General features: G+C 72.1%; 22 protein-coding genes. 9 read left to right on the top strand and 13 right to left on the bottom strand.

What is annotated here, in order from left to right:
* Positions 1-32 precede the first annotated feature (32 nt).
* From ACWDAK_RS18320 to ACWDAK_RS18300, 5 genes are all read right to left on the bottom strand, one after another.
* The gene (locus ACWDAK_RS18320; RefSeq protein WP_344635672.1) at positions 33-851 is read right to left on the bottom strand and encodes an ABC transporter permease; all 819 of its coding nucleotides are present in this window, start codon (positions 849-851) and stop codon (positions 33-35) included.
* The gene (locus tag ACWDAK_RS18315) at positions 848-1,792 is read right to left on the bottom strand and encodes an ATP-binding cassette domain-containing protein (RefSeq protein ID WP_344635671.1); all 945 of its coding nucleotides are present in this window, start codon (positions 1,790-1,792) and stop codon (positions 848-850) included. Before ACWDAK_RS18315 ends, ACWDAK_RS18320 begins: the two co-directional genes overlap by 4 nt.
* A 250-nt stretch (positions 1,793-2,042) precedes the next feature.
* Positions 2,043-2,531, bottom strand: coding sequence for a copper chaperone PCu(A)C (locus tag ACWDAK_RS18310; protein WP_344635670.1), 489 nt, complete (start codon positions 2,529-2,531; stop codon positions 2,043-2,045).
* Entirely contained in the window at positions 2,528-4,774 is a 2,247-nt protein-coding gene (locus tag ACWDAK_RS18305; RefSeq protein WP_427392995.1) for a heavy metal translocating P-type ATPase, read from the bottom strand. Before ACWDAK_RS18305 ends, ACWDAK_RS18310 begins: the two co-directional genes overlap by 4 nt.
* Positions 4,771-4,977, bottom strand: coding sequence for a hypothetical protein (locus ACWDAK_RS18300; RefSeq protein WP_344635668.1), 207 nt, complete (start codon positions 4,975-4,977; stop codon positions 4,771-4,773). The genes ACWDAK_RS18305 and ACWDAK_RS18300 overlap by 4 nt, the downstream gene beginning before the upstream one ends.
* A 282-nt stretch (positions 4,978-5,259) precedes the next feature.
* Between ACWDAK_RS18300 and ACWDAK_RS18295 the strand changes: the two genes are divergently transcribed.
* Positions 5,260-6,726 (top strand): DUF2079 domain-containing protein, encoded by a 1,467-nt coding sequence (locus ACWDAK_RS18295; RefSeq protein ID WP_427392996.1) that lies wholly within the window; start codon positions 5,260-5,262, stop codon positions 6,724-6,726.
* A 77-nt stretch (positions 6,727-6,803) separates the two neighbouring features.
* Here ACWDAK_RS18295 and ACWDAK_RS18290 read toward each other — a convergent pair whose 3' ends face one another.
* The 3 genes from ACWDAK_RS18290 to ACWDAK_RS18280 all read right to left on the bottom strand — a co-directional run bounded on the left by ACWDAK_RS18290 (position 6,804) and on the right by ACWDAK_RS18280 (position 10,218).
* Positions 6,804-7,544, bottom strand: a complete 741-nt coding sequence (locus ACWDAK_RS18290; RefSeq protein ID WP_427392997.1) for a peptidylprolyl isomerase — start codon at positions 7,542-7,544, stop codon at positions 6,804-6,806.
* A 214-nt stretch (positions 7,545-7,758) separates the two neighbouring features.
* Positions 7,759-8,700: a hypothetical protein gene (locus ACWDAK_RS18285; RefSeq protein ID WP_427392998.1), complete on the bottom strand. Its 942-nt coding sequence runs from the start codon at positions 8,698-8,700 to the stop codon at positions 7,759-7,761.
* 348 nt (positions 8,701-9,048) lie between these two features.
* The gene (locus ACWDAK_RS18280; protein ID WP_344635664.1) at positions 9,049-10,218 is read right to left on the bottom strand and encodes an MFS transporter; all 1,170 of its coding nucleotides are present in this window, start codon (positions 10,216-10,218) and stop codon (positions 9,049-9,051) included.
* 74 nt (positions 10,219-10,292) lie between these two features.
* Here ACWDAK_RS18280 and ACWDAK_RS18275 point away from each other — a divergent pair, with 74 nt between their 5' ends.
* On the top strand, positions 10,293-11,051 hold the full coding sequence (locus ACWDAK_RS18275; RefSeq protein ID WP_344635663.1) for a DeoR/GlpR family DNA-binding transcription regulator: 759 nt from the start codon (positions 10,293-10,295) through the stop codon (positions 11,049-11,051).
* Between the two features lie 9 nt (positions 11,052-11,060).
* Here ACWDAK_RS18275 and ACWDAK_RS18270 read toward each other — a convergent pair whose 3' ends face one another.
* Positions 11,061-13,091 (bottom strand): CocE/NonD family hydrolase, encoded by a 2,031-nt coding sequence (locus ACWDAK_RS18270; RefSeq protein ID WP_427392999.1) that lies wholly within the window; start codon positions 13,089-13,091, stop codon positions 11,061-11,063.
* A 298-nt stretch (positions 13,092-13,389) separates the two neighbouring features.
* On the opposite strand from ACWDAK_RS18270, the gene ACWDAK_RS18265 reads away from it, so the two are divergent.
* The gene (locus tag ACWDAK_RS18265; protein WP_427393000.1) at positions 13,390-14,502 is read left to right on the top strand and encodes a Nickel transporter NicT; all 1,113 of its coding nucleotides are present in this window, start codon (positions 13,390-13,392) and stop codon (positions 14,500-14,502) included.
* A gap of 109 nt (positions 14,503-14,611) precedes the next feature.
* Here ACWDAK_RS18265 and ACWDAK_RS18260 read toward each other — a convergent pair whose 3' ends face one another.
* On the bottom strand, positions 14,612-15,535 hold the full coding sequence (locus ACWDAK_RS18260; protein WP_344635660.1) for an SGNH/GDSL hydrolase family protein: 924 nt from the start codon (positions 15,533-15,535) through the stop codon (positions 14,612-14,614).
* Between the two features lie 312 nt (positions 15,536-15,847).
* Here ACWDAK_RS18260 and ACWDAK_RS18255 point away from each other — a divergent pair, with 312 nt between their 5' ends.
* Entirely contained in the window at positions 15,848-17,503 is a 1,656-nt protein-coding gene (locus ACWDAK_RS18255; protein WP_344635659.1) for an FAD-binding dehydrogenase, read from the top strand.
* Positions 17,504-17,698: 195 nt separating this feature from the next.
* On the opposite strand, the gene ACWDAK_RS18250 is transcribed toward ACWDAK_RS18255, so the two are convergent.
* Positions 17,699-18,133: a CBS domain-containing protein gene (locus tag ACWDAK_RS18250; protein WP_344635658.1), complete on the bottom strand. Its 435-nt coding sequence runs from the start codon at positions 18,131-18,133 to the stop codon at positions 17,699-17,701.
* 410 nt (positions 18,134-18,543) lie between these two features.
* Here ACWDAK_RS18250 and ACWDAK_RS18245 point away from each other — a divergent pair, with 410 nt between their 5' ends.
* The 3 genes from ACWDAK_RS18245 to ACWDAK_RS18235 all read left to right on the top strand — a co-directional run bounded on the left by ACWDAK_RS18245 (position 18,544) and on the right by ACWDAK_RS18235 (position 20,730).
* Positions 18,544-19,005 (top strand): (2Fe-2S) ferredoxin domain-containing protein, encoded by a 462-nt coding sequence (locus tag ACWDAK_RS18245; RefSeq protein WP_344635657.1) that lies wholly within the window; start codon positions 18,544-18,546, stop codon positions 19,003-19,005.
* A gap of 146 nt (positions 19,006-19,151) precedes the next feature.
* On the top strand, positions 19,152-19,952 hold the full coding sequence (locus ACWDAK_RS18240) for an aminotransferase class IV (RefSeq protein ID WP_427393001.1): 801 nt from the start codon (positions 19,152-19,154) through the stop codon (positions 19,950-19,952).
* 67 nt (positions 19,953-20,019) lie between these two features.
* Positions 20,020-20,730 carry an MBL fold metallo-hydrolase gene (locus tag ACWDAK_RS18235; RefSeq protein WP_427393002.1) on the top strand — a complete coding sequence of 237 codons (711 nt, stop codon included), beginning with the start codon at positions 20,020-20,022 and terminating at the stop codon, positions 20,728-20,730.
* 16 nt (positions 20,731-20,746) lie between these two features.
* On the opposite strand, the gene ACWDAK_RS18230 is transcribed toward ACWDAK_RS18235, so the two are convergent.
* Positions 20,747-21,220: a Dps family protein gene (locus ACWDAK_RS18230; RefSeq protein ID WP_344635654.1), complete on the bottom strand. Its 474-nt coding sequence runs from the start codon at positions 21,218-21,220 to the stop codon at positions 20,747-20,749.
* Positions 21,221-21,601: 381 nt separating this feature from the next.
* Between ACWDAK_RS18230 and ACWDAK_RS18225 the strand changes: the two genes are divergently transcribed.
* Complete coding sequence (locus ACWDAK_RS18225) at positions 21,602-23,260, top strand: metallophosphoesterase family protein (RefSeq protein ID WP_344635653.1); 1,659 nt, start codon at positions 21,602-21,604, stop codon at positions 23,258-23,260.
* 77 nt (positions 23,261-23,337) lie between these two features.
* Here the strand turns inward: ACWDAK_RS18225 and ACWDAK_RS18220 are convergent, their stop codons facing one another.
* On the bottom strand, positions 23,338-23,820 hold the full coding sequence (locus ACWDAK_RS18220) for a peroxiredoxin (RefSeq protein ID WP_427393003.1): 483 nt from the start codon (positions 23,818-23,820) through the stop codon (positions 23,338-23,340).
* 115 nt (positions 23,821-23,935) lie between these two features.
* On the opposite strand from ACWDAK_RS18220, the gene ACWDAK_RS18215 reads away from it, so the two are divergent.
* Complete coding sequence (locus ACWDAK_RS18215) at positions 23,936-24,514, top strand: Uma2 family endonuclease (protein ID WP_427393004.1); 579 nt, start codon at positions 23,936-23,938, stop codon at positions 24,512-24,514.
* Positions 24,515-24,533 lie beyond the last annotated feature (19 nt).

Raw genomic sequence — 24,533 nt, 5'->3', positions numbered from 1 at the left:
GGCCATTCTCTCCCAGCCGGCGGCGCGGGCCGTCACGCGTCGCGCCGCTTGAGCACGACGGCGGCGCCGACCAGGGACGCCAGGACGTAGAGGCACATCACCCCGAAGCCCGTCCACGGAGCCAGGTCGTGCGGGCCCTGGTGCAGGGTGGCGAGGGCCTGGCCGGCGTTGCCGGGCAGGTACGGGACGATGTCGTCCTGCCAGGAGCTGGGCAGGGCCTCGGCCAGCAGCGGCAGGACCAGCAGGGTGCCGAAGACGGCGGCGATGCCACCGGCCGTGTTGCGGATCAGGGTGCCGATCCCGATGGCGAGCAGGCCGACCGCCGTCAGGTAGAGGCCCATGCCGAGGACGACCCGGGTGACGCCGGGCGCGGAGAGCGTGGTGTCCAGGTGCTTGCCGGCCAGGATGGCCTGGCCGACGAAGAACGCGATCAGGCAGGAGACGGTGGCGACCACCCAGGTGATCGCGCCGAACACGGCGGTCTTGGCCCACAGCACCGGCAGCCGCTTGGGCACGGCGGCCAGCGAGGCGCGGATCATGCCGGTGGAGTACTCGCCGGTGACCACCAGGACACCGAGCACGCCGATCGCCATCTGGGCCATGAAGTAGCCGCGCAGGCTGTGCTCGACCGGGGTGAAGTGGGCCCGCTCCTCGGCCGGGAGGTGGTCCCAGCGGCTCATGGTGGCCCAGCAGAACAGTGCACCGAAACCGACGGTGAGCGCCACGCTCACCGCGAGGGTGATGTAACTGGAGCGCAGCGAACGGAACTTGATCCACTCGGAGTTGATCACCCGGGGCAGGGTGACCCGGCCGTCGCCGGCCCTGGTCGAGGTCACGGTGGCGGTGCTCATGCTGCGACCTCCTGGGCCGGCGCGGTGGTGGTGACGGTGGCCTCGTACTCGACGGCGTCCCTGGTCAGTTCCATGAACGCCTCCTCCAGCGAGGCCTGCTGCGGGGTCAGCTCGAACAGGACCAGTCCGTGCTCGGCGGCCAGCCGGCCGATCCGCTCGCCGTCGGCACCGGAGACCTCCAGCACCTCCGTGCCCTGCTCGGCCGCCACCTCGACGCCCGGGAGGTCGCGCAGCAGCTTGCCCAGGCGCTCCGCGTCCGGGGTGCGGACGTGCACCTTGCCGCTGGACGCCTGGCGGGTGAACTCCTCGACCGAGGTGTCGGCGATCAGCCGGCCCCGGCCGATCACGATCAGGTGCTCGGCGGTGAGCGCCATCTCGCTCATCAGGTGCGAGGAGACGAGCACCGTACGGCCTTCGGCGGCAAGGGACTTGAGCAGGTTGCGGATCCACAGGATGCCCTCGGGGTCGAGTCCGTTGACCGGCTCGTCGAGGATCAGCGTGGCCGGGTCGCCGAGCAGCGCGGAGGCGATGCCCAGGCGCTGCCCCATGCCCAGCGAGAAGCCGCCGGCCCGCTTGCGGGCGACCTGGCGCAGACCGACCAGGTCAACCACCTCCTCCACCCGGCGGCGCGGGATGCCGTGGGTGGCGGCGAGGGCGAGCAGGTGGTTGAAGGCGCTGCGGCCGGTGTGCACCGCGCGGGCCTCCAGCATCGCGCCGACCTCGTGCAGCGGGGCGGCGTGGTCGGCGTACCGCCGGCCGTTCAGCGTGGCGTGGCCGGAGCTCGGCGTGTCCAGGCCGACCAGCATCCGCATGGTGGTGGACTTCCCGGCGCCGTTGGGGCCGAGGAATCCGGTGACGGCACCGGGGCGGACGGTGAAGCTCAGGTCGTGGACGGCGGTTTTGGGGCCGTAGCGCTTGCTCAGGCCGACGGCTTCGATCATGGCGTGGTCCTCGGGGGAGGGACTGTCGGGGCAGTCCAACGCTATTTTCCGAGATCGGCCGGGACGAGCGGCGCCAGGACGATTCACCCCGCGCGCCGGTGCGACGCGCGATGCAGCCCGACTACATCTCAAGACGGATGGCCGCCCGAACGGACGCGCCCACCCGTGGGCGGCCGGGCTACCGGAGGCCCCGGTCCAGCACCAGCCGGAAGGCCACCCGGGCCTGGCCGGGGCCGGCCCGGGGGCGCGGTCAGCCGGCCGCCCGTCCGAGCACGGCGGAGAGTTCGCCTGCCCGGACGGCCCGGGCGCGGACCCGCAGTTCGGGGCTGCGGCGGAAGCGGAGCGTGAACTCCGCCCACTGCCCGGCGCGCAGCGCGGGTGGGTCGGATATCAGGATGTCCGCGCCGTCCGGTGACATCGCCAGCTCGCCCCTGGCCGGGACGGTGACGGTCGGCGCGTAGGACCAGCTGCCGGTGGCGCCGAGCATCCGGTGCTCCTTCAGCGCGAGCCGGCCGGACCGGTCCCAGCTGACGCCGGTCAGTTCGTCGGGCACGTCACCGGGGTTGCGGACGGTGAGGAAGGCGGAGGCCGGTCCCGCGCCGGCCGGGAGCAGGATCCAGCCCGTTCCCTCCGCCCGGACCGGCCGAGCCCGGCCGGCGCCGCCGAACGCCGTCCAGCCGGACAGCAGGACCAGGCACGCGGCGGCCGCCGCCAGCGGTGGGAGCGCGGCCCGCTTCATCGCGGCCTCCGGGCGGCGGTGCCGGTGCGGCCGGGGGCAGGCCGCCAGGTGCGCAGCCGCAGGCTGTTGCCGACCACCAGGAGCGAGCTGGCCGACATCGCGAGGGCGGCGAGCATCGGGTTGAGCAGGCCGACCGCCGCCAGCGGCAGCAGGGCGGCGTTGTAGCCGAAGGCCCAGAGCAGGTTGACCCGGATGGTGGCCAGGGTGCGCCGGGCCAGGCGCACCGCGTCGACCACCGCCTCGATGTCGCCGCGCATCAGGGTCAGCCCTGCCGCGCCGATCGCCGCGTCGGTGCCGGAGTCGAGCGCGATGCCGAGGTCCGCCGAGGCCAGCGCGACCGCGTCGTTGACGCCGTCGCCGACCACCGCCACCACCCGGCCCGCCGCGCGCAGTCCGGCCACCACCTCGGCCTTGCGCTCCGGCGAGGCGTCGGCGTGCACCTCGGTGATCCCCAGCTGCCCGGCGACGGCGCGGGCCGCGCCCGGCCGGTCGCCGGTCAGCAGTACGGTCTCCAGACCCAGCCCGCGCAGCCGGTGCACCGCCCGGTAGCTGCCGGGCCGCAGCCGGTCGCCGACCAGCAGGACCGCCGCCGCGCGGCCGTCCAGCTCCACCACCACCGCGGTCCGGCCGTCGGACTCGGCCCGGTTCAGGGCGTCCCTCAGGGCCGGCGGCAGGGCCGTGGGGTCGCCGGGCCGCTGGATCCGTACGCTCCGGCCGCAGACCGTGCCGTGGACGCCGTCACCCGGGGTGGCCGCGAAGCCGGTGGTCCTCGGCAGCTCGGGCCCGCACCGCCGGCGGGCCGCCGCCGCGACGGCGCGGCCGATCGGATGCTCGGAGTGGTGTTCGACGGCGCCGGCCAGCAGCAGCACCTCGTCGGCCGACTCGCCCGGGGCGGTGACCGTTTCGGTGAGCTCCATGTGCCCGCTGGTCAGGGTGCCGGTCTTGTCCAGCACCACGGTGTCGATCCGGCGCAGGCTCTCCAGCACCTCGGGACCCCGGACCAGGACGCCGAGTTCGGCGCCGCGTCCGGTGGCCGCGAGCAGCGCGGTCGGGGTGGCGAGGCCGAGCGCGCACGGGCAGGCGACCACCAGCACCGCCACCGCCGCGGTGACCGCCGCCTGCGGATCGGCGCCCGCCCCCAGCCAGAAGCCCAGCACGCACACGGCGACCGCCAGCACACAGGGGACGAACACCCCGGCGACGGCGTCCGCCAGCCGCTGGGCGCGCGCCTTGCCGCTCTGGGCGTCGGCCACCAGCGCGGTTATCCGGGCGAGCCGGGTGTCCGCGCCGACCGCGGTGGCGCGTACCCGCAGCGAGCCGCCGGCGTTCACGGTGCCGCCGGCCACCCGGTCGCCCGGGCCGACCTCCACCGGGACGCTCTCCCCGGTCAGCAGGCTCAGATCGAGCGCCGAGGTGCCCTCCACCACCACCCCGTCGGTGGCCACCTTCTCGCCCGGCCGGACCACGAACTCCTGTCCCGGCAGCAGCTGTTCGACCGGGATCAGCCGCTCGGCCCCCGCCTGGCGGACGCAGACCTCCTTCGCCCCCAGCTCGGCGAGCGCCCGGAGCGCCGAGGCGCTGCGCCGCCGTACCCGGCCCTCCAGCATCCGTCCGCACAGCACGAACGCCGGGACGCCGACCGCGGCCTCCAGATAGACGTGTGCCGCACCGCCGGCGGCGGTCAGCGAGAGGGGCATCCGCATGCCGGGCTCGCCCGCCCCGCCCAGGAACAGCGCGTACGCGGACCAGCCGAAGGCGGCCAGAACGCCCAGGCTCACCAGGGTGTCCATGGTCGCGGTGGCGTGCCGCAGCCCCTGCCAGGCGCGGCGGTGGAAGCCGTACGAGCCCCAGCCGACCACCGGCAGCGCCAGCGCGAAGCAGACCCACTGCCAGGCCCGGAACTGGAGCGGGGGCACCATCGACAGCACGATGACCACGCTCGCCAGGACGGCCGTCACCACCAGCCTCGGTCGGTCCTCGGCGGGTTCGGCCCAGGCGGCGGCGTGGCCTGGGACCGGTTCGGCGGTGTAACCGGCGCGCTCGACCGCCGCGACCAACTCGGCCGCGCCGACCTCGACCGGGTGCACCACCCTGGCCCGGCCGGTGGCCAGGTTGACGCCCGCACTCACGCCCGCGATGCGGGCCAGCCGCTTCTCCACCCGGGAGACGCACGCCGCGCAGGTCATACCGCCGACGGCCAGGTCCGTGGTGGTGACCTCACCGGCCTTGGCGGGGGCGCTCATCGGTCCGCCCCCATGCCATGCCCGCCCATGCCGGGCATCGGGTCACCCGGGTCGGCCGGGCCGCTGCTGCCCGGTGCCAGGCCGGGGGCGACCGGGCCGGCCGCCCGGCCCGCCGCGAAGGCGCCCAGGAAGACGACGAGGAGGAGCAGGGCGAAGCCCAGCAGGACGACGGATGGGCGGGTGCCCGGTTCGGTTGCTTCCACACCACACCAGTCGGACCGCCGGGCGCGCGAGTTCCCGGGTGGTACGGCCGGGGCACAAGGGCCGGGAACGGCGGCAGGGCCGCGGCGGTGGGGGTGCCGCGCTCAAGGACCGGACGTGGTGGTGCCCGGAACGGCACGGCCGTGACGTGCGGTCATATGACCTGTGCGGCGGCCGCGCGGCCATTAGAAGGATTCTGGCCACACGGAAAATGACGGCGAGTCATGTGCCGCTGCTTGCTGGCATCTTGAGGGGAAAAGTCGCAGTTCCCGGAAGGCGCAGCCATGCAGGCACCCCCCACCGACGGCATCACGTCGGTACCGCAGCAAACGACTCGCGAGCAACGGCCCGTACCGGACCCGTCCGCCGAGAACCGCACCCAACTCACCTGGTGGATCTGGACCCTGGCCGCGGCGCTGTTCGTCGTCTACATGCTGCTGTCCCTGCGCATCCATCAGCGGATCCTCTCCAACAGCTACGACCTGGGAGTCTTCGAACAGGCCGTCCGCTCCTACGCGGAGGGCCATCTGCCCGTCTCCGAGCTGAAGGCACCGGGCTTCCCCGTCCTCGGGGACCACTTCTCCCCGGTGCTGGCCCTGCTGGCACCCCTGTACCGGCTGTGGCCGTCGGCGATGGCCCTGCTGGTGGCGCAGGCGGCGCTGGTCGCTTCCAGTGTCCTCCCGCTGACCTGCTGGGCCCGGCGGACGCTCGGCTCGCCGGCCGCCGCGGTCATCGGTGTCTGCTACGGGCTCTCCTGGGGGCTCGCGAGCGGGGTCGGCTACGACTTCCACGAGGTGGCCTTCGCCGTCCCGCTCCTCGCCTGCTCGCTGTCCGCGCTCGGCAGCGGCCGGCTGCGCGCCGCGGTGTGGTGGGCGCTGCCGCTGCTGCTGGTGAAGGAGGACCTCGGGGTCACGGTGGCGGTGATCGGCGTGCTGGTCGCCCGCCGCGGCGGGGGCCGGCTCGGGTTCGGCACCGTCATGGCCGGTCTGACCGGCACGGTGCTGGGGCTGGCCGTGCTGTCCGCCCTCAGCCCGGACGGGGTGATGGCCCACTGGTTCCTGCCGGACGGCTCGGGCGGAGGCAGAGGCGGACCGGCGGGTCTGCTGTTCCAGGGCACGATCGGAATGATCACCCCGGACACCAAGGTCATGACCCTGCTGCTGGTGCTGGCCCCGACCCTGTTCCTGGCGCTGCGCTCGTCGCTGCTGTGGACCGCCGTGCCGACCCTGCTCTGGCGGTTCGCCTCGGGTCTGTCCCCGCACTGGGGCACCGGCTTCCACTACTCGCTGGTGCTGATGCCGATCGTCTTCGCGGCCTTCGTCGACGCGCTGAACCTGCGCAGCTCGCACCCGGCCAGTGTGCGCCGCTACCTCGCGGGCTCCGCCGCGATCACCTGCCTGCTCCTGCCGCAGTTCCCGTTCTGGCAGCTGGTCCAGTCGGCCACCTGGCGGTCCGATCCCCGGGTCGCCGTGGCGCACAGCCTGATGAACCGCATCCCCGACGGGGCCACGGTGCAGGCATCCACCTTCCTGGTGCCCCAGCTCACCAACCGCACCAGCGTCAGCCTCTTCGGCTGGGCCGCGAGCCGTCCCGACCCCCAGTGGATCATGGTGGACACCCGGATGCCGATGAACAAGCGGTGGCCGCTGAGCATCCCGGACGAGCAGGCCGCCCTGGGCCGGGCCCTCTCGCACGGCTACCGCACCGTCGCCGCGGAGGACGGTTTCGTCCTGCTCAACCGCCCGGGCTGAGCGGAGGGCGGAGCAGACGAGTGGGGTGCCGGTCGAGCCCGACCGGCACCCCACTCGTCCGTTCGCCCGGCGTACCGCTAACGGCCGTCGGCCCGCTGTTGCACCGTCACCGACTGGATGACGACGGGGTCCTTCGGCTTTCCGTCACTCGAGCCGTCCGCCGTCCCGTTCCCGGCGATCTTCTTCAGGACGTCCAGGCCGCTCGTGACCTTTCCGAACGGGGTCCACTCGGGCGGCATCCGGAGCTCGGGGTCGGCGTAACTGATGAAGAACTGGCTGCCGTTCCGGCCCGGGACGACCTTGGACATCGCCACCGTGCCGGCCGGGTACGAGGCGCCGGCCAGGTTCTCGTCGCGGAAGAAGTACCCCGGATCGGCCTTGCCGTCCCCGGTGGGATCCCCGCAGTCCAGGACGAAGATCCCCTTGGTGGTCAGCCGATGGCACCTGCTGCCGTCGAAGTAGCCCTTCCGGGCGAGGAAGGCGAAGGAGTTGGTGGCGCACGGCGCGCGCCCGGTCAGGGCCTCGATGGTGACGGTGCCCAGATTGGTGACCAGCGTCGCCGTGTACGGCCGGGCCGCGGCCGCGGAGTCGAAGGAGGGGAGCGCGGACTTTCCGGTCCCGGTGGGGGTGTAGGCGCAGTCGGGCGGCGGCGGGGCCGGCGGCTTGGCGCCGGCGCTCTCGCCGGTCAGCAGGACGGCGCCCCAGGCGAGCGAGGTGCAGGCGGTGACGGCGGCGAGCGCCGTCGCCGCCGCTCTGGCCACCCGTCGCCGTCCCTTGGTGGCGGTTCGCGGATTCTGTTGCCGATCGCTGTCGGACATTCGGGCCCCGATGGTGGTGAGTGGCGGTGGATCACGCGACAACGGGAGCGTATCCAGGCACTCGTGAATCAGCGGGCCGACGGGCCGTCCGCCGAAATGGTGTGCAAATCGGCCCGGTTGGGCGGGGCTTCGAGGTCGCTCCGGGGCAGCCGGGTGCCCTGGGCCGGCGGACTCCTCCGGCCCGGGGCACGGGGGAGTCCGCCGCGATCCGGTGTCAGCCGTGCGTCACGCACTTGCCGGCGCTGTTGGACCACAGGCCCTGGAGGTCGAAGGTGCCGGTGCTCAGGGGGACGTAGGCGTCGAGCTGCACGCAGGCGTCACCGATCTCACCGCCGCCGCCGTTCCAGCCGATGCTGGGCCAGAAGTCGGTGACGGTCTCGGCGTACTCGTGGGTCTCGGTCGACTCGATGCCGGAGAGCGGACGGCCGTCGGTGAAGGTGGTGCAGGCGCCGGCGCCGCTGTCCGGGATGTACGGCAGGTTGGTGTAGGCGAGCTTGCCGTAGCTGGTGGTGGTGTAGTCGTGCCAGGCGCAGAAGCCGGAGTTGGGGAAGCCGTCCGGGTGGGTGCCGGTGGGGGAGAGCACCACGTACTGGGCGTTGAGGTTGGGTGTCTGGGTGGTGTTGCCGAAGTGCGCGGCGGCCTTGCCGGCCTCGGCGGCGATCTGCGCGGTGGTCGCACTGCCCGGCGCCGCGGCCGAGTTGTCGAACCAGACCCCGCCCAGCGGCGAGGAGCCCGGGTGGTTGACGTGGATCCCCTTGCTGCCGCAGGTGACGGTGCCCTTGGCGACACCCTCGCAGTACTGGTCGAGGATGGTGCCCCAGGTGTCCTGGGCGCCGTAGAGGCCTTTGAACAGGTTCTGCATGTCGGTGGCCACCCCGGCCGGGTCCGAGGACCACTGCGCGCCCCAGAAGACCAGGTAGACCTTGGGGGTGGGGGAGACCACGCCCTGGCTGGCGCTGGAGCCGACCTTCAGGGTGTCGGTGGAGGCGCGCTGCTGCTGCGCGGCGCCGTGGACCAGCGGCTTGACGCCGTGGTGGGCGGCGGCCGGGGCGGGTTGCGCCTCGGCGGTGGCGGCGGTGAGCGAGGTGGTGCCGAGGGCGGCCAGGGCCACTGCGGCCAGGATGCGGGTGGCGGCCTTGAGCGGGCTGATGCGCATGCGTCTGCTCCCGGGTGTGAGGGTGGGGGAGGGGCGAACTGCGTGCGTTCCGAGCGCCGACACCCAATCAGCTGGGTCCCCCACCGTCCATAGGTTGGGATGACACTGCGCGGAGATTTTGCTGCTTCTATGCCAAAGGCCGTTCTTCGTACCGCTGTTGAGTACTGTGCGGGTGATGTGCGGGTGATGTGCGGAGCCGGCCGGTGGAGCGGCGTCGGCGAGGTGGGCCCGGGCGGCGAACAGGTGCAGGTGCGGGGACCGGACCCCCGTACCGGTCCTCGCACGCCGCAACCGCCGGGCCGCCGCCGGCCGTCGCGCTCCGCGCACCCGTGGCCGGGCCGGGGCGGATCAGCCGGTCGCCCCGGGCGCGGGGCGCAGCAGGCGGGCCGTGCCGGCCGCCGTGACGCAGAAGGCGACCGGGAGGAAGAAGGTGAGGTTGAGCGGGACGAAGTGGGTCAGCGGTCCGATGACGGCCGGGCCGGCGAGCATGCCGAGGTAGCCGAGGCCGGCCACTCGGGAGACATTGGCGCCCGCGGCGTCCTGGTCGAAGTGACCTGCAGCACTGAAGAGTTGGGGGATGCAGCCGGAGAGTCCGAGGCCGAAGAGGGTCCAGCCGAGCAGGGCCGGCGCGATCCACGCGGAGAGGGCGGCCGTGGTCAGCCCGAGTGCGGCCAGTGCCGCGCCGTGGCGGACCACGGCGGCGGGGCCGAAGCGCTCGGAGGCCCGGTCGGTGAGCAGGCGTCCGACGGTCATGGCGGTGGCGAAGGAGCCGTACGCGAGGGCCGCGGTGGCGGGGGAGGCGTCCAGGACGTCGCGCAGGTGGAGCGCGCTCCAATCGCCGGCCACCCCCTCGCAGAGCATGAGCATCAGCGCCAGTGCGGCCAGGGCCCAGATCCGGGCCGGCGTCCTGCGCCGGGCGGCGGTGGACGGCTGGTCCGCGGCGGGCCTCTCGGTGGGCCCCGGGGGAGGCAGCAGTGCGGGGGTGGCCAGCGCCGCGAGGAGGAGGCCGAGGGCGCTCACCCCGGTGAGGGTCGTCGTCGCGCTCCAGCCCCAGCTCAGGGTGCGGGCGCCGACCAGGGCCGCGAGCACCCCGCCGATCGAGAACACCGCGTGGAAGGCGGACATGACCGGCCGCCGGTAGCCGCGCTCGACCTGGACGGCGTGGGTGTTCATGCTGACGTCCAGGCAGCCGTTGCCGAAACCGAGCAGCAGCAGGGCCGCGCCCAGGGTCCAGGCCCGCCCGGCCAGCGCCGGCAGGACCAGCGTCGCGCTGCACAGGGCCGCGCTCACCGGCACCACCCGGCGGGCGCCGAAACGGTCGGTGAGCGGCCCGGTCAGCTGCATGCCCGCGAAGGAGCCGCCGCCGAGCAGCAGCAGGAGCCAGCCGAGTACGGCGTGGCTGATGCCGACCCGGTGTTCGACGGCGGGGATGTGCACGATCCACATCCCCATCACGAAGCCGTTGAGCGCGAAGAAGGCGAAGGTGGCAAGCCGGCCGGCGCGAAGTGTTTTCTCCATGCCTGCGAACATATCGAACATGGTCTGTGTTCGTAAGCTTGATATCAGAACAGAGCATGTGTTCAATTGGCGGCATGGCGAGCACAGATCGACTGCGGCAGATCACCGAGGCCGTGCGCGGGCACGGACAGCTGAGCGTGGCGGAACTGGCCGACCTCACCGGCGCCTCGGAGATGACCATCCGGCGCGACCTGGAGGTCCTGGCCGACCAGGGGGTGCTGGAGCGCTACCGGGGCGGGGCCAGAAGCCTGCTGCTGCGCGGCGAGGAACCCCCGTTCGCGCTGCGGGCGCAGGAGGGGGTGGAGGTCAAGCGGCGGATAGCCGCCGAGGTCGCGAGGCTGATCGCCGACGGTGAGTCGGTGGTCCTGGACAGCGGCACCACCTGCCTGGAGGTGGCCCGCGCTCTGCGCGAGCGTCGGCTGACCGTCATGCCGCTGTCCGTGCACGCCGTCAACGCGCTGGTCGGCGCACCCCGGCTGAAGCTGCTGCTGCCCGGCGGGGAGCCGCGCCCGGGCGAGCTCGGCCTGACCGGTCCGCTGGCCGAGGCCTCGCTGGCCGCGCTGCGCTTCGACACCGCCGTCATCGGCTGCTGCGGGCTGAGCACGGCGAACGGCCTGACCGCCTACGACCTGGCCGACGCCGCGGTCAAGCGGGCCGCGATCGCCTCGGCCCGCCGGGTCGTCGTCGTCGCGGACGCCGCCAAGTTCTCCCGCACCGCGCTCGCCCACGTCACCCCGGCCGCCGCCCTGCACGCCGTGATCACCGACGAGGCGGCCCCGGAGGAGGAGACGGCCGCCCTCCGCGCGTCAGGTGTGACGGTGCGAGCGGTGTGAGCCGCGGGCCTACGAGGCCGTCCGCGGGATCCGCTGCTCCCAGTCGCGTTCGAAGACGACCGAGCCGCCCTCCAGTGCACTCAGATGGCTGTGCGTGGTGAAGTGGGTCGCGTCGCAGGTGATCTGCGAGCGGGCGCGGACGGTGACGTCCCACCCGAGGTCGGGGCGCTCCAGACGGATCGTCCAGTCCGTGCGGGTCTCGGCGCTGAGCGGGTCGTCGCTCAGGATCCGGTACGCCTCCACCGCGTGCTCGTCGTAGACCAGCCCGTCCGGATAGGTGCGCGAGCCGCCGTAGCCGGGGTCGACCTCCAGTCGCCACTCCCCGGTGGCGACGTCGTGGACCACCTGGCGCTCGGGCCGGGCGACCAGCGGTTCGGTGATGTGAACCGCCAGGCCGCCCGCCTGCTCGGGCGACTCGAAGGCGATCGGCGCCTTGCCGGTGTCGGCGGCCGTCCGGCGCACCGGCAGTGCCAGCACACTGTGCCCGGGGTCCAGTTCGAAGCCGCCGGCCCACGGCTGCGGCCACATCCAGGGCCAGTACGCGGAGGACAGCGCCAGCCTGATCCGGTGCCCGGCCGGGAACGCGTGCGCGATCCCGGCCAGCTCGAACTCCACGTCCTCGACGGCACCCGGGGTCCACTCCACCACGCGGTCGGGGCCGTGGCGGGCCGTCAGGTTGAGCGCTCCCCGGGTGACCAGCGTGGACGACCCGTCCGGAGCCACGTCGCAGAGCCGGGCGATCACCTGCCCGCGCCGCCCCTCGCTCCGAACCCGCAGCCGCAGTCCGGCCCGGCCGAGGATCTCGACCGGTTCCGGCAGCGGCGGCGAGTCGAAGCAGACCGAGCGCCCGTCCTCGGCGCGCTGGTCGGGCGGCAGGTCGGCGGCGTGCCCGAACGGGACGAACCGCCCGGCGTCGACCCCGGCGTGCTGCGGCGAGCGGACATGGACGAAGCGGTCGTCGGACGGTGTCCCGGCCGTCCGCAGCACCTCGTCCAGGTCGTAGTGCATCTCCCGCACGTCCGGCGAGGGCCAGGACTCCTCGCCCACCCACCGCCCGGGGCGGTTGGCGTAGCGAGTGGCCGGCGGCACGGACTCGTTCATCCAGCCGCGCAGCGCCGGCTCCTTCAAGGCATTGGTGTCGACGTCCTTCAGCCAGTGGTCCCACCAGCGCAGGGTCTCCTGGAGGAAACCGATCGCCGGTCCGGGCGGCAGGCCGCGGTCGGGGTACTGGTGCGGCCACGGGCCGATGATCCCGCGGACGGGCGCGTCCAGGTGCTCGACCAGCCGCAGCACGGTGTCCCGGTACGGGTCGGCCCAGCCGCCTACGGCCAGCACCGCGGCCCTGATCGCGCCGTAGTCCTCCCGGACGCTGCCGCGCCGCCACTGCTCGTCGCGGGTCTGGTGGCCCAGCCAGCGGTGGACGGGCGGTTCCACCGCCGCCAGCCGCTCCAGCCACATCCGGCGCCAGTCGTCCCCGACGTACCGGGGGTCCGGCGGGCGCGCGGTGAAGGCCAGCATCGCGGCCGACCGGGAGTGCATGTCCACCGCCAGCAGCGAGCCGCCGAGGTAGTGGACGTCGTTGTCATAGCGGTCGTCGGTGGAGCAGACGGTCACCACGGCCCTGAGCGCCTCGGGGGCCCGTGCCGCGATCTGCAGGCTGTTGCTGCCGCCCCAGCCGATCCCGAACAGGCCCACCCGGCCGCTGCACCAGGGCTGCGTGGCCAGCCACTCGACCACGGCGACGCCGTCGGCGGTCTCCTGCTCGCAGTACTGGTCGCCGGGGACCCCGCCCGAGTTGCCGTGTCCCCGGATGTCGACCCGGACGCTCGCGTAGCCGTGCCCGGCGTACCACGGGTGGCGCTGGGCGTCGCGCGGCGCGGTCCGGTCGCTGAGCCGGTACGGCAGGTACTCCAGCAGTGCGGGCACCGGCTCGTCGGTCACCGGCCGCCAGATCCGGGCGAACAGTTCCACGCCGTCCGCGAGCGGGATGCGCCGGTCCTCGCGGACGGTGGGGTACGGATACGAGGCGGGGTGCTGCATGGCGGGGCTCCCGAGCGGTCAGTGTCCACGGTGCCTGATCGACGACCGAATCAGACAATAATGGACACTTCGCCCCAATTGAGACGGGAATGGCCGATCGTCAGCTCGCCTTGCCCGGCCGGGCGATGGCGTTCGGAGCGACTGTTCGCGGACGGGAATCCATGCACGAGTGGCCGCCCGGGGAATTTGCGGGAGCCGTGTGCGGGCGTCCTGTAGTTGCACATAGCTTGCAAATACGCATCGGTAGGGGGAAGGATGTCCCAGCTCAGCCGTGCCGTTATTCGGAGAGGACCCCTTCATGTCTGCGCCAAGCCGTCTCCGTGACCGGCTCACCCGGGACGAGTGGATCCGCCTCGCCGGTATGGGAGGCTTCGTCCTCGCGCTCCATGTCATCGGGTGGTTCACCCTGCTCGCGGTCATCGCGCCCAAGCACTACGACGTCGGCGGACAGGTCTTCGGCGCCGGGATGGGCCTGACCGCCTACACCTTGGGCATGCGCCACGCCTTCGACGCCGACCACATCGCCGCCATCGACAACACCACCCGCAAGCTGATGGGTCAGGGCAAGCGGCCGCTCTCGGTCGGCTTCTGGTTCTCGCTCGGGCACTCCTCGATCGTCTTCGGCCTCTGCGCCCTGCTCGCCTTCGGCATCCGCTCACTGGCCGGCCAGGTCGAGTCCGACGACTCCAACCTGCACAAGGTCACCGGCCTGATCGGCACTGGCGTCTCCGGCACCTTCCTGCTGCTGATCGGCCTGATCAACCTCGGCGCGTTCAACGGCATCCTCAAGGTCTTCCGCAGGATGCGGCACGGCGAGTTCGACGAGGCCGAGTTGGAGAAGCAACTCGACAAGCGCGGCTTCCTGAACCGCATCCTCGGCCGGGTCACCAGGGCCGTCACCAAGCCCTGGCACATGTACCCGGTCGGCTTGCTCTTCGGTCTCGGCTTCGACACCGCGACCGAGGTCTCGCTGCTGGTCCTGGCCGGCGGTGCGGCGGCCTTCTCGCTGCCCTGGTACGCGCTGCTGGTGCTGCCGGTCCTGTTCGCGGCCGGTATGAGCCTGCTCGACACCATCGACGGCTCGTTCATGAACTTCGCCTACGAGTGGGCCTTCTCCAAGCCGGTCCGCAAGATCTACTACAACCTCACCGTCACCGGGCTGTCCGTTCTGGTCGCCTTGGTGATCGGCCTGATCGAACTGATCGGCCTGCTCGGTGAGAAGTTCGACATCGCCACCGGCCCGATCGGCTGGATCGCCTCCCTCGACCTCAACCTGGTCGGCTACGCGATCGTCGGTCTCTTCGTGGTCACCTGGGCCGGGGCGCTCGCCTTCTGGAAGCTCGGCAAGGTCGAGCAGAAGTGGTCCGCAGGCATGCGCGAGGCCGTTCCGGTGGCCGGCGACGGCGAGTAGGAGCCGAAGCCGCACACCGCAGGGCCGCGACCGGGGTTGCCCCGATCGCGGCCCTGCGGTGCGTCTGCGGCTGTGCGTCGGCGGAGCCCGGGGCGGGCCGGCCGTCCGGTCAGCGGCCCAGCGCCGCCAGTACCGCCTTGGCCATCGCCCGCTCGCCGGTCGCGTTCGGGTGGAACGGCACGGCGGGGGAGCCGGGGAGGGCGCCCTCGATCCAGCGGTCCGTGGAACAGGCGTCGTGGCCCCTGGTGGCGGTGAGGGTGTCGACGTAGGTGGCGCCGCCCGCAGCGGCGGTGGTGGCGAGCATGGTGTTGAGCCGGCCGAGGATGGAGCGCAGGTAGGCGACGTCGCCGGTGGTGACGGGTTGGCGGCCGAAGCAGTCGTGCTCGTCGTCGGGGAGGACGGCCGGGTAACCGACCAGCAGGACCTTGGCGCCCGGGGCCTTGGCGTGGATCCGCTGGAGGGTGTCCGCGAGTTGCGGGGCGGCGGCGTTGATGCGGTCCACCAGGGTGTCCTCGCCGTACTGCCAGGACCAGGTGCTGAAGTCCCAGTGGCCGTGGGCGTAGTGGTCGTGGCAGGGGGTGCCGAGCGGGTTGACCACGGCACCGGCGATGCAGGTGGCGATGACATCGCCGATGCCGATGTCCGAGGTGCCGAGATCGTTGCCGCCGATGCCGAGGGTGACCAGGTCGGTGTCGGCCTTCACCGCGTCCAGCTGCGGGTCGTTGACCCGGATGAAGGCGTCGTACTGGGGTGAGGTCATCGCCTTTATCTTGGCGGCCGCACAGGTCACATCGGTGTAGCTGGTGGTGCCGAGGGCGGCCGCGACCAGATGTCCGTAGTTGTGGTCGGAGCGCAGGCAGAGCCCGGCCGACTGGCCGGGCACGCCGGCCCCGGCGGCGTAGGAGTCGCCGAGTGCGACGTAGTTGCGGCCCGTGGAGGCGTGGGCGGCCGGCGCACCGAACGCGGTGAGCGCGGCGGCCGCGAGAACGCCGCTGACCAGGGCGGTTGTGCGCTTCAGGGCATGGCGGAGCACGGGTTCCTCCTGGGGGAGAGAAACAGGCGGTCGGGTGGGGGCGGCCTTGTCATGGACGTTTCCGGCTACCGCTTAGTAAGTTACTGATGCGTTAACAGCTTGTCCAGATATTCGGTCGTGGAAATCCGGGAATCACCGCGGGGCATTCGCGGAATTACGCTCCTCGGTGGAGCGAATTGGCAATTCGGATACGCCGTGGAGCGAAATGCGCCGAGCGCTTGTTACCGGCCGGTTGACCGGCGGCGGCCCGAGGCGCAGGATCGGACCACCCCGCCCACCAGTTCAGCCCGGCCGACCTCCGGAGGATCCCGCATGGCACTGGACGCCGACGTCATCGTCATCGGAGCCGGCCTGGCCGGCCTGGTGGCCACCGCCGAACTCGCTGACGCCGGGCGGAAGGTGATCCTGCTGGACCAGGAGCCGCGGGCCTCGCTCGGCGGTCAGGCGCACTGGTCCTTCGGCGGCCTGTTCCTGGTCGACTCGCCCGAGCAGCGCCGGATGCGGATCCGCGACTCGCACCAACTCGCCTGGCAGGACTGGCTCGGAACGGCGGGCTTCGACCGGGCCGAGGACCACTGGCCGCGCCGCTGGGCCGAGGCGTACGTCGACTTCGCGGCCGGCGAGAAGCGCAACTGGCTGCGCGCACAGGGGATCCGGTTCTTCCCGGTGGTCGGCTGGGCCGAGCGCGGCGGGCTGCTGGCCAGCGGCCCGGGCAACTCGGTGCCCCGCTTCCACATCACCTGGGGGACCGGCCCCGGCGTCGTGGAGCCGTTCGCCAGGAGGGTGTCGGCGGCCGCCGCCCGCGGGCGGGTGGAACTGCGCTTCCGCCACCGGGTCACCGGCCTGTCGGCGAGCGCCGGGGTGACGGACACCGTCAGCGGGGAGGTGCTGGCGCCGAGCAACGTCCCGCGCGGCCGGGCCAGTTCACGCGAGGTCACGGGGAGCTTCGAGCTGCGCGCGCAGGCGGTGATCGTCGCCTCGGGCGGTATCGGCGGCAACCACGACCTGGTCCGCAAGGCGTGGCCCGCCCGGCTCGGCACACCGCCGGAGCGGATGCTCTCGGGCGTGCCCGCGCACGTGGACGGTCTGATGCTGGAGATCGCGGGCGAGGCCGGCGGCCATCTGATCAACGGCGACCGGATGTGGCACTACACCGAAGGCATCCGGAACTGGAACCCGATCTGGCCGAGCCACGGCATCCGGATCCTGCCCGGACCCTCCTCGCTCTGGCTGGACGCGCGCGGACGGCGCCTTCCCGTACCGCTGTTCCCGGGCTTCGACACCCTCGGCACGCTCGAACACATCATGACCACCGGCCATGACCACACCTGGTTCGTGCTCACCCAGAAGATCATCGAGAAGGAGTTCGCCCTCTCCGGCTCCGAGCAGAACCCCGACCTGACCGGCCGCAGCATCAAGGACGTCCTGGGTCGGGCGCGGTCGGGCGCACCGGGACCGGTCGAGGCGTTCAAGCGCAACGGTGCGGACTTCGTGGTCGCCCCTACACTGCCGGAGCTGGTCCGGGGGATGAACGCGAAGACGGACCAGCCGCTCATCGACGAGGCCGAGCTGCGCCGCGAGATCGAGGCGCGCGACCGCGAGATGGCCAACCCGTTCAGCAAGGATCTCCAGGTGACCGCGATCCACGGCGCCCGCCGCTATCTGGGTGACCGGCTGACCCGTACCGCCGCCCCGCACCGGCTGCTCGACCCCGGGGCGGGCCCGCTGATCGCGGTACGGCTCAACATCCTCACCCGAAAGTCGCTCGGCGGACTGGAGACCGACCTCTTGGCCCGGGTGCTGCGGGCGGACGGATCGCCGCTGGAGGGCGTGTACGCGGCCGGGGAGGCGGCCGGCTTCGGCGGCGGCGGGGTGCACGGTTACCGCTCCCTGGAGGGGACCTTCCTCGGCGGCTGCCTGTTCTCCGGCCGGATCGCGGGCCGGGCGGCGGCCCGCGCCACGGCGTGAGACCCGCACCCGCTCGCCTGCGGCCCCTCACCGAACGCCGTCCCGGGGCGCGAGCAGGCGCTGGTGCGCTCCCTCCGTACCCCGAGACGCCCAGGCGGGCGTCCGGGGCGGTGCGCCGGCGCGACAAGCGGCGAAGGAGCGCCACCCGACGCGGCCGAACGGGCCGCGGGGTGACGCTCCCGGCGAGCGGTGGCGTCAGCGGTTGACGTAGACGCTGTCCATGAAGTCCATGAGCTGCTTGTCCGTGAGGCGCTGCCCCTCACGGTGGCCCATGGCCAGGTCGGCCTCGCTGATCATGCCGACCAGTCGCTCGTTCTCGATCACCGGGATGCGGCGGATCTGGTGCTGCTCCATCTTCTTCAGCACTGTCTCCATGTCGTCGTCGGCGCGGACGCAGTGCAGATGGCCGGCCAGGTCCATGGCCTTCATGTCGGCCGGGTCCTTGCCCTCGGCGATACATCGGACGACGATGTCCCGGTCGGTGATGATGCCCTTGAGCTTCTGGTCGGTACCGCAGATGGGCAGGGCGCCGACGCCCTTGTCCCGCATGATCTTCGCGGCCTTGTCCAGGGTCTCGTCGGCGTTGATGCACTGGGCGCCGGCGTGCATGACGTCACGTGCTGTGATCACGGTTTAATCCTCCTCGGTCGCTCCGCTCCGGCGGCAGCGCCGTTCGCAACCGCTCGAGACGCGGGCGGAGAGTGGCGATGTGGTCACCATAAGCACCGGCGCGCCGGCGCGCGCGGCGGAGCGGGTGGAGGAGGGGCGAGGGCAGCTGTCCCTCCGTCGTGGCGGGCGGTCCGCTCAGGCGCTGCCCACTGGCCGCCGCCCGCACCACCGGTTCGGCCCCGGCGGTCGGTGGTGCAGAATCTTGTGATCACGGGGGTGTTCATCGCCGCCCCGGCGACCCGGGACCTGGTCGGCGCTTCAGCTGCCGCCCGGTGTCGCGGGAGCACGGGGCCCACCGTGATCGTCGGTCTCAACGGCCTGCGGCTGCCGCGCGATCGGGTGCGGCGGCGGGCCCTGACGGAAGGAAACCGATGGCTCGTCGTGCCGCCGGTAAGCAGCAGCCCACCGACCCGGCTGCGGCCAACGCGTCCAAGCAGGCCCGGCGTTCGAAGGCGTCCGGTGCCGACGCGGGCTGCACGGTGACGGTCTGCCGGGGTTGCTGCTGCGGCACCACGGCCAAGCACCCCGAGGTGGACCACGCGGCACAGCTGGTACGGCTGCGCGAGGGCGTCGGCGAGGCGGGCCGGGTGCGGGCGGTGCCCTGCCTGGACGCCTGCGACCACTCCAACGTGGTCGTGGTCAGCCCCTCGGCGGCCGGACGGCTGGCGGGCGGCCGCCCGGTCTGGCTCGGCTGGGTGCTGGCCGACGACATGCTGGACGAGATAACCGAGTGGGTACGGGCGGGCGGCCCCGGCGTCGCCGAACCGCCGGGCACCCTGGACCTCCAGGAGTTCGCGGTCTCCCGTCGCGTCCGCGAGGGCCTGCGCGACTGACGGTGCGGTGCGCCCCGGTACGGGTCCCGGGGGCCGGTTCCCGTGCCGTACCCGGGGGCACGGCGAGTCGCGCGAGCCCGCCGCAGGGCCCGCACCCGAGCGCCTCGGCCGCACGGGCTCCGCGACGAGCTGCCATGATGGGCCGCATGGAGGACCAGCGCGCACCCGGCACGGCGGAGCTGAACGGAAGGCCGGTGAGCCCGGCGGAGCTCCAGGCGCTGGCGCTCACCGGGTACGGGCACTTCACCACCATGCTGGTGGAGGACGGCAGGGTGCGCGGCCTGCCGCTGCACCTGGAGCGGCTGGCCCGGGACTGCCGCACGGTCTTCGGGACCGAACTGGACCTCGGCCGGGTACGGGAGTTCGCGCGCCGGGCGGTACCGGTCCGGGGAGCGGTGGTGGTCCGGGTGACCGTCTTCGACCCGGCGCTGGACCTCGGCACGATCGGCTCGCCCGCCGAGCCGCAGCTGCTGGTGACCTCCCGCCCGGCGGGCGGGGCGGGGCCGCTCCCGCCGCTGCGGGTCCGTTCGGTGGCGTACCGCAGGGACCTGCCCGCGGTGAAGAGCGTGGGCCTGTTCGGCTCGCTCTGGCACCGCCGCCAGGCGCAGCGGGCGGGCTTCGACGACGTGCTGTTCGTGGACGGTGAGCGGGGGATCTCCGAGGGCAGCACCTGGAACATCGGGTTCGTCCGCGGCCGGCAGGTGGTCTGGCCCGAGGCCGAGCACCTGGTGGGGACCACGATGGAGCTGCTACGGGGGCTCTACCGCTGCGACTTCGAGCGGGTGGGCCTGGCGGAGGCGGCGGGTTTCGATGCCGCGTTCGCGACCAATGCCGCCATCGGCGTCCGGGTCGTCGGCAGGCTGGACGGCCTCACCCTGCGGGCCGAGCACCCGGTGATCGAGGAACTGCGCGCACAGTACACGGCGCTGCCCGGTGATCAGCTCTGAGCGGATCCGGTTCGCTCACAACGAAGTCGGGTCCCGATCGGGCGGGCCGTGATGAAGGATCGGCGGCATGGAGACGTTGGAGATCCTTCCGGAACGGCTGTACCTGTTGGGCTGCGAGATCGGGCACGTCTATCTGTGGTGTGACCCTGGGGAGTTGACGCTGGTCGACACGGGAGTGGCCGGCTCCGGGGAGGTGATCGCGGAGGCGATCCGGGGGATCGGACGCGACCCCGGCGAGCTGCGCCGAGTGCTGCTGACCCACTGTCACGAGGACCACACGGGTTCGGCAGCCGAGATCGGCGCGTGGAACGGCGGTTCGGTCCAGGTGCTGGCGCACCGGCTGGACGCCCCGGTGATCCGGGGCGAACGGCCCGTGCTGCCACCGGTGTTCGACGACGCCCCGACATGGGAGCGTGAACTCTGGATGGCCAAGCCCGAGTTGCCGGCGGCACCGCCCGCTCGGGTGGACGTCGAGCTGACGGACGGCGACACCGTCGAGTTCGGCGGTGGAGCGAGGGTGGTGGCGGTGCCGGGGCACACGGACGGGAGCGTCGCGTTCCACCTGCCCGGCCCGGGCGTGCTGTTCACGGGGGACGCGGTGGCCAACGTCGCCGGACAGACCATGCTCGGGGTCTTCAACCTGGACCGGGCGCGGGCGATCGAGTCCTTCCGCCGGCTGGCGGAACTGGACGTGCGGGTGGCGGTCTTCGGTCACGGCGAGCCGATCACCAGCGGCGCCGCCGCCGCACTGAAGGCCGCGGCGGCGACCGCCGTCTGAGGGTGGAGCCGAGCGGTCAGGCGGTGTTCTCGGCCTGGGCCATCCAGGAGTACTTCTCCAGATCGGCGGTGAGCCCGATCAGGATGTCCTGACTGACCGGGTCGGGGTCGGCGGTGGCGGCGATCCGCTCGCGCATCCGGACGATCACCGCGCCCAGCGCCGCGACCAGGGTGCCCACCGTGGCGGAGTCGGTGACGGCGCCCTCGGGAGCGGTGGCGATGCCGCTGCTCCCGGACACCGTCTTCGCCCGGCCGTCCGGGGAGACGCCGATGGCCGCCGCCCGCTCGGCCACGGTGTCGGCGTGCTGCCGGGCGATGCCGACCACCTCGTCCAGCTGGAGGTGCACCGAGCGGAAGCGCGGCCCGACCACGTTCCAGTGCAACTGCTTCGCCACCAGGGACAGATCGATCAGATCGACCAGTGCGCCCTGCAGTGCCTCCCCGACCACCTTGCGGTCGGCCTCCGGCAGGGGGCTCTTGACTCCGTACATCGGTTCGGCTCCTTCTGGTGCGACTTCGGTGACTGGTGTGCAACTCCGGCGGCTGGTGCGACTTCAGCGACTGCGGCGGCTGTTGTGGTGACCATGGCCCGGTTTCGCGGGTCAGCCTCTCACAGCACCACTACAAAACGGTCATATCGCCCAATGTGCCGGGGTGTCCCCTTCGTCGTCCGGCTTCGCGCCGAGCCCGGTGAGGGTTCTTCGGTCAAACCAGCGTCAAATGACCGCCAGTCAAGAGGTCTGCCATCACAGGTGAATCACCGATTCTTTGCGAACGCATGGGCGAAACTTGCGGTCTGGCACATCGACACGACAACGGTTGTTCACCGAATGTCCGTGTGCGGGCAATCCACCGCTGCGAATCTCCACGCCATGGATATCCCACGCATGGGCGTGCCCGAGAAGCTCGCCGACCGGATGAGCATGGCCGAGCAGCACGAGTACCTGCGCAGCAGGTTCTCCCGTCGCAAGGCGCTGCGGATCGGCGCCATCTCGGTCGGCGCGGTGGCCGTCGGCGGCGCATTGGGCAGTGGCACCGCTTTCGCGGCCCCCGCCACTCCGGGCCTGCCCACGGCGAGCGCCACGGAGGGCATCAACGGTTCGCTGGTCGCCCCGATCGGCCGCCACCTGGCCTTCGGCGCCGAGCCGGACACCCGGTTCCGGATCTCCTGGCAGGTCCCGGCCCCGGTCAAGCGGCCGTTCCTGCGCTTCGGCAAGCACCCCTGGTCGCTCAGTCACAAGATCCAGGCCGAGGTGCGCGCCCTGCACACCCCTGCGCTGACCCCGACCGGCACCCCGGTCGACCAGTACTACCTGCATGTCTCGCTGGACGACCTCGACCCGGACTCCACCTACTACTACGGTGTCGGCCACGACGGCTTCGACCCGGCCTCGCAGCAGGCCATCTCCACCCTCAGCACCTTCCGCACCGCGCCGTCCCGGGACTGGCGCTGGGGCAAGCCGTACGCGCCGTTCACCTTCACCGCCTTCGGTGACCAGGGCGTCAGCTCGCACGCCGCCGGGAACGACCACGTCATCCTGGCCCAGAAGCCGTCCTTCCACCTGCACGCCGGCGACATCTGCTACGCCGACCCGATGGGCCAGGGCCAGGACTCGGACAGGACCGCGTACAACGCCAAGACCTGGGACGACTTCCTGGTCCAGACCGAGACCGTCGCCTCGAAGATCCCGTGGATGGTCTCCTACGGCAACCACGACATGGAGGCCTGGTACTCGCACAACGGGTACGGCGGCGAGGACGCCCGCTTCTACCTGCCCGACAACGGCCCGGACCCGCGCAAGGCCCCCGGTGTCTACGCCTTCAAGTACGGCAACGTCGGCGTCATCTCGCTGGACGCCAACGACGTCTCGTACGAGATCCCGGCCAACCTCGGCCTCACCGCGGGCAAGCAGACCAAGTGGCTGGACCGCAAGCTGTGCGAGCTGCGCTCGGACGACAGCATCGACTTCATCGTGGTCTTCTTCCACCACTGCGCCTTCTCCACCACCCACCAGCACGCCTCCGAGGGCGGTGTCCGCGAGGCCTGGGTGCCGCTCTTCGAGAAGTACCGCGTGGACCTGGTGATCAACGGCCACAACCACGTCTACGAGCGCACCGACGCGATCCTCGGAAACAAGGTCTCCAAGGCCGTGCCGAGCGGTGAGAGCATCGAACCGGCCAAGGACGGCGTCGTCTACGTCACCGCCGGTGCGGCCGGCCGAAGCCTGTACAGCTTCGACTACCCCGACACCTACGAGGGCCACGAGCACCGGGTGGACGAGGTCAAGACCTTCCACTTCGGCAAGGGCGGCGCGAAGGTCGAGGAGACCGTCGAGTGGTCCCGGGTCCGCTACACCGGCTACTCCTTCATCAAGGTGGACGTCACCCCGGCCCACCCCGGCCGTAAGTCCTCGATGAAGGTCACCGCCCTGGCGGAGGACGGCACCCAGATCGACCACTACACCATCCTGCGCAAGGCCGGTGAGAGCTGGGACGACGACGGCGACGACTGGTCGTGGCTGAGCCGCTGACCCTCTCCGCCTGACCCCGATCCGAAGGTGGCGCCACTGGACCGCACCCGGTGGCGCCGCCTTCGCCGTGCACGTGGTCAGGCCTTCAGCGCCGCCAACTGCTCGGCGAGGGTGTCGCTGTGCTGGAAGGTCAGTCCGGCCAGCGCCACGTGCTTCCAGCGCACCGCCCCGTCCTCGTCCAGGACGAACACCGAGCGGCGCAGGCCGAGCCCGGGCACCGCGATCCCGTACGCCCGGGCCACCGCCCGGTCCGGATCGGCCAGCAGCGGGAAACCCAGGCCGTGCTTGCGCGCGAACCGCTCATGGCTGTCCAGATCCTGCGGGCTGATCCCCCAGAGCTGTGCGCCCAGCCCCTTGAACCGCTCCAAGTCCGAGGTGTACGAGCACAGTTGCCTGGTGCACACCGGGGTGTCGTCGCCCGGGTAGAACACCAGCACCAGCGGCCGGCCGTTGGCCTCCGCCAGCCGGTAGGAGCGCCGCTCCACCTCCCCGTCGGTGAGCAGTACACCGTCCAGTACGAACACGGGAGCCTTGCTTCCGATTCCGGGCGACTTGGCCATCGAACTCACTCCAGGGCAGGCGGTCGTTGTGGTAGTACGGTGGCACAGGAGTGGTGTCTGCCCTGGCAGAGCCGTGCACGAGCCCGCCACCCAGTCGATCGCCGAGGAGCCCATGATGACCGCGATGGCCACCGACCGGCCGCAGATGAGGGTCGAGGAGTTCGAGCAGATCGCAGCTTCGGCACCGGAGACGGTGAGGCTGGAGTTCATCAACGGAAAGCTGGGGGTCAAGGCGGTGCCCGACGGTGACCACGGTGCCATCGTCGTGTGGCTGACGCGGCGGTGCATGCAGCACCGGCCCGATCTCGATCTGTACAGCGAGCAGGGCCTCCGAGTGGAGCGGTACCGCAACGGCTGCGCCAGGCCGGATGCCTCGCTTGTGCCGATCGACTACTTCGTCGGCCAGGGCGAATGGGCGGATCCATCCGGAGTCCTGATGGCGGTGGATGTCACCTCCTACGATCGGGATACCGACCGACGCGACCGGGTGGAGAAGCCGTCGGCGTATGCCGAGACCGGTATCCCGGTGTACCTGCTCGTCGATCGGGAGAGCTGCGAGGTCACCGTGTACAGCCGGCCGGAAGGCGGGAAGTACCGGACCTGCGTGACCACGGCACTCGGCGATGACGTGGAGCTGCCGAGCCCGGTGGGATTCGTGCTGGAGACCGAAACCCTCAAGAGCTACGTGCGCTGAGGACACCCCGGTCGCACCG

The sequence above is a fragment of the Kitasatospora sp. NPDC001175 genome (assembly GCF_053598215.1).
The sequence above is the reverse complement of the archived record's forward strand: the minus strand, read 5'-3'. Positions and strand labels throughout refer to the sequence as shown.

Excerpts from the sequence above, each read along its gene's own strand:
- ACWDAK_RS18265 (WP_427393000.1), top strand. The coding sequence starts at position 13,390 with ATGTCTGCGCCAAGCCGTCTCCGTGACCGGCTCACCCGGGACGAGTGG.
- ACWDAK_RS18235 (WP_427393002.1), top strand. The coding sequence starts at position 20,020 with ATGGAGACGTTGGAGATCCTTCCGGAACGGCTGTACCTGTTGGGCTGC.
- ACWDAK_RS18240 (WP_427393001.1), top strand. The coding sequence starts at position 19,152 with ATGGAGGACCAGCGCGCACCCGGCACGGCGGAGCTGAACGGAAGGCCG.
- ACWDAK_RS18275 (WP_344635663.1), top strand. The coding sequence starts at position 10,293 with ATGGCGAGCACAGATCGACTGCGGCAGATCACCGAGGCCGTGCGCGGG.
- ACWDAK_RS18270 (WP_427392999.1), bottom strand. The coding sequence starts at position 13,091 with ATGCAGCACCCCGCCTCGTATCCGTACCCCACCGTCCGCGAGGACCGG.
- ACWDAK_RS18280 (WP_344635664.1), bottom strand. The coding sequence starts at position 10,218 with ATGGAGAAAACACTTCGCGCCGGCCGGCTTGCCACCTTCGCCTTCTTC.
- ACWDAK_RS18255 (WP_344635659.1), top strand. The coding sequence starts at position 15,848 with ATGGCACTGGACGCCGACGTCATCGTCATCGGAGCCGGCCTGGCCGGC.
- ACWDAK_RS18315 (WP_344635671.1), bottom strand. The coding sequence starts at position 1,792 with ATGATCGAAGCCGTCGGCCTGAGCAAGCGCTACGGCCCCAAAACCGCC.
- ACWDAK_RS18285 (WP_427392998.1), bottom strand. The coding sequence starts at position 8,700 with ATGCGCATCAGCCCGCTCAAGGCCGCCACCCGCATCCTGGCCGCAGTG.
- ACWDAK_RS18225 (WP_344635653.1), top strand. The coding sequence starts at position 21,602 with ATGGATATCCCACGCATGGGCGTGCCCGAGAAGCTCGCCGACCGGATG.
- ACWDAK_RS18245 (WP_344635657.1), top strand. The coding sequence starts at position 18,544 with ATGGCTCGTCGTGCCGCCGGTAAGCAGCAGCCCACCGACCCGGCTGCG.
- ACWDAK_RS18215 (WP_427393004.1), top strand. The coding sequence starts at position 23,936 with ATGACCGCGATGGCCACCGACCGGCCGCAGATGAGGGTCGAGGAGTTC.
- ACWDAK_RS18310 (WP_344635670.1), bottom strand. The coding sequence starts at position 2,531 with ATGAAGCGGGCCGCGCTCCCACCGCTGGCGGCGGCCGCCGCGTGCCTG.
- ACWDAK_RS18305 (WP_427392995.1), bottom strand. The coding sequence starts at position 4,774 with ATGAGCGCCCCCGCCAAGGCCGGTGAGGTCACCACCACGGACCTGGCC.
- ACWDAK_RS18230 (WP_344635654.1), bottom strand. The coding sequence starts at position 21,220 with ATGTACGGAGTCAAGAGCCCCCTGCCGGAGGCCGACCGCAAGGTGGTC.
- ACWDAK_RS18220 (WP_427393003.1), bottom strand. The coding sequence starts at position 23,820 with ATGGCCAAGTCGCCCGGAATCGGAAGCAAGGCTCCCGTGTTCGTACTG.
- ACWDAK_RS18290 (WP_427392997.1), bottom strand. The coding sequence starts at position 7,544 with ATGTCCGACAGCGATCGGCAACAGAATCCGCGAACCGCCACCAAGGGA.
- ACWDAK_RS18295 (WP_427392996.1), top strand. The coding sequence starts at position 5,260 with ATGCAGGCACCCCCCACCGACGGCATCACGTCGGTACCGCAGCAAACG.
- ACWDAK_RS18320 (WP_344635672.1), bottom strand. The coding sequence starts at position 851 with ATGAGCACCGCCACCGTGACCTCGACCAGGGCCGGCGACGGCCGGGTC.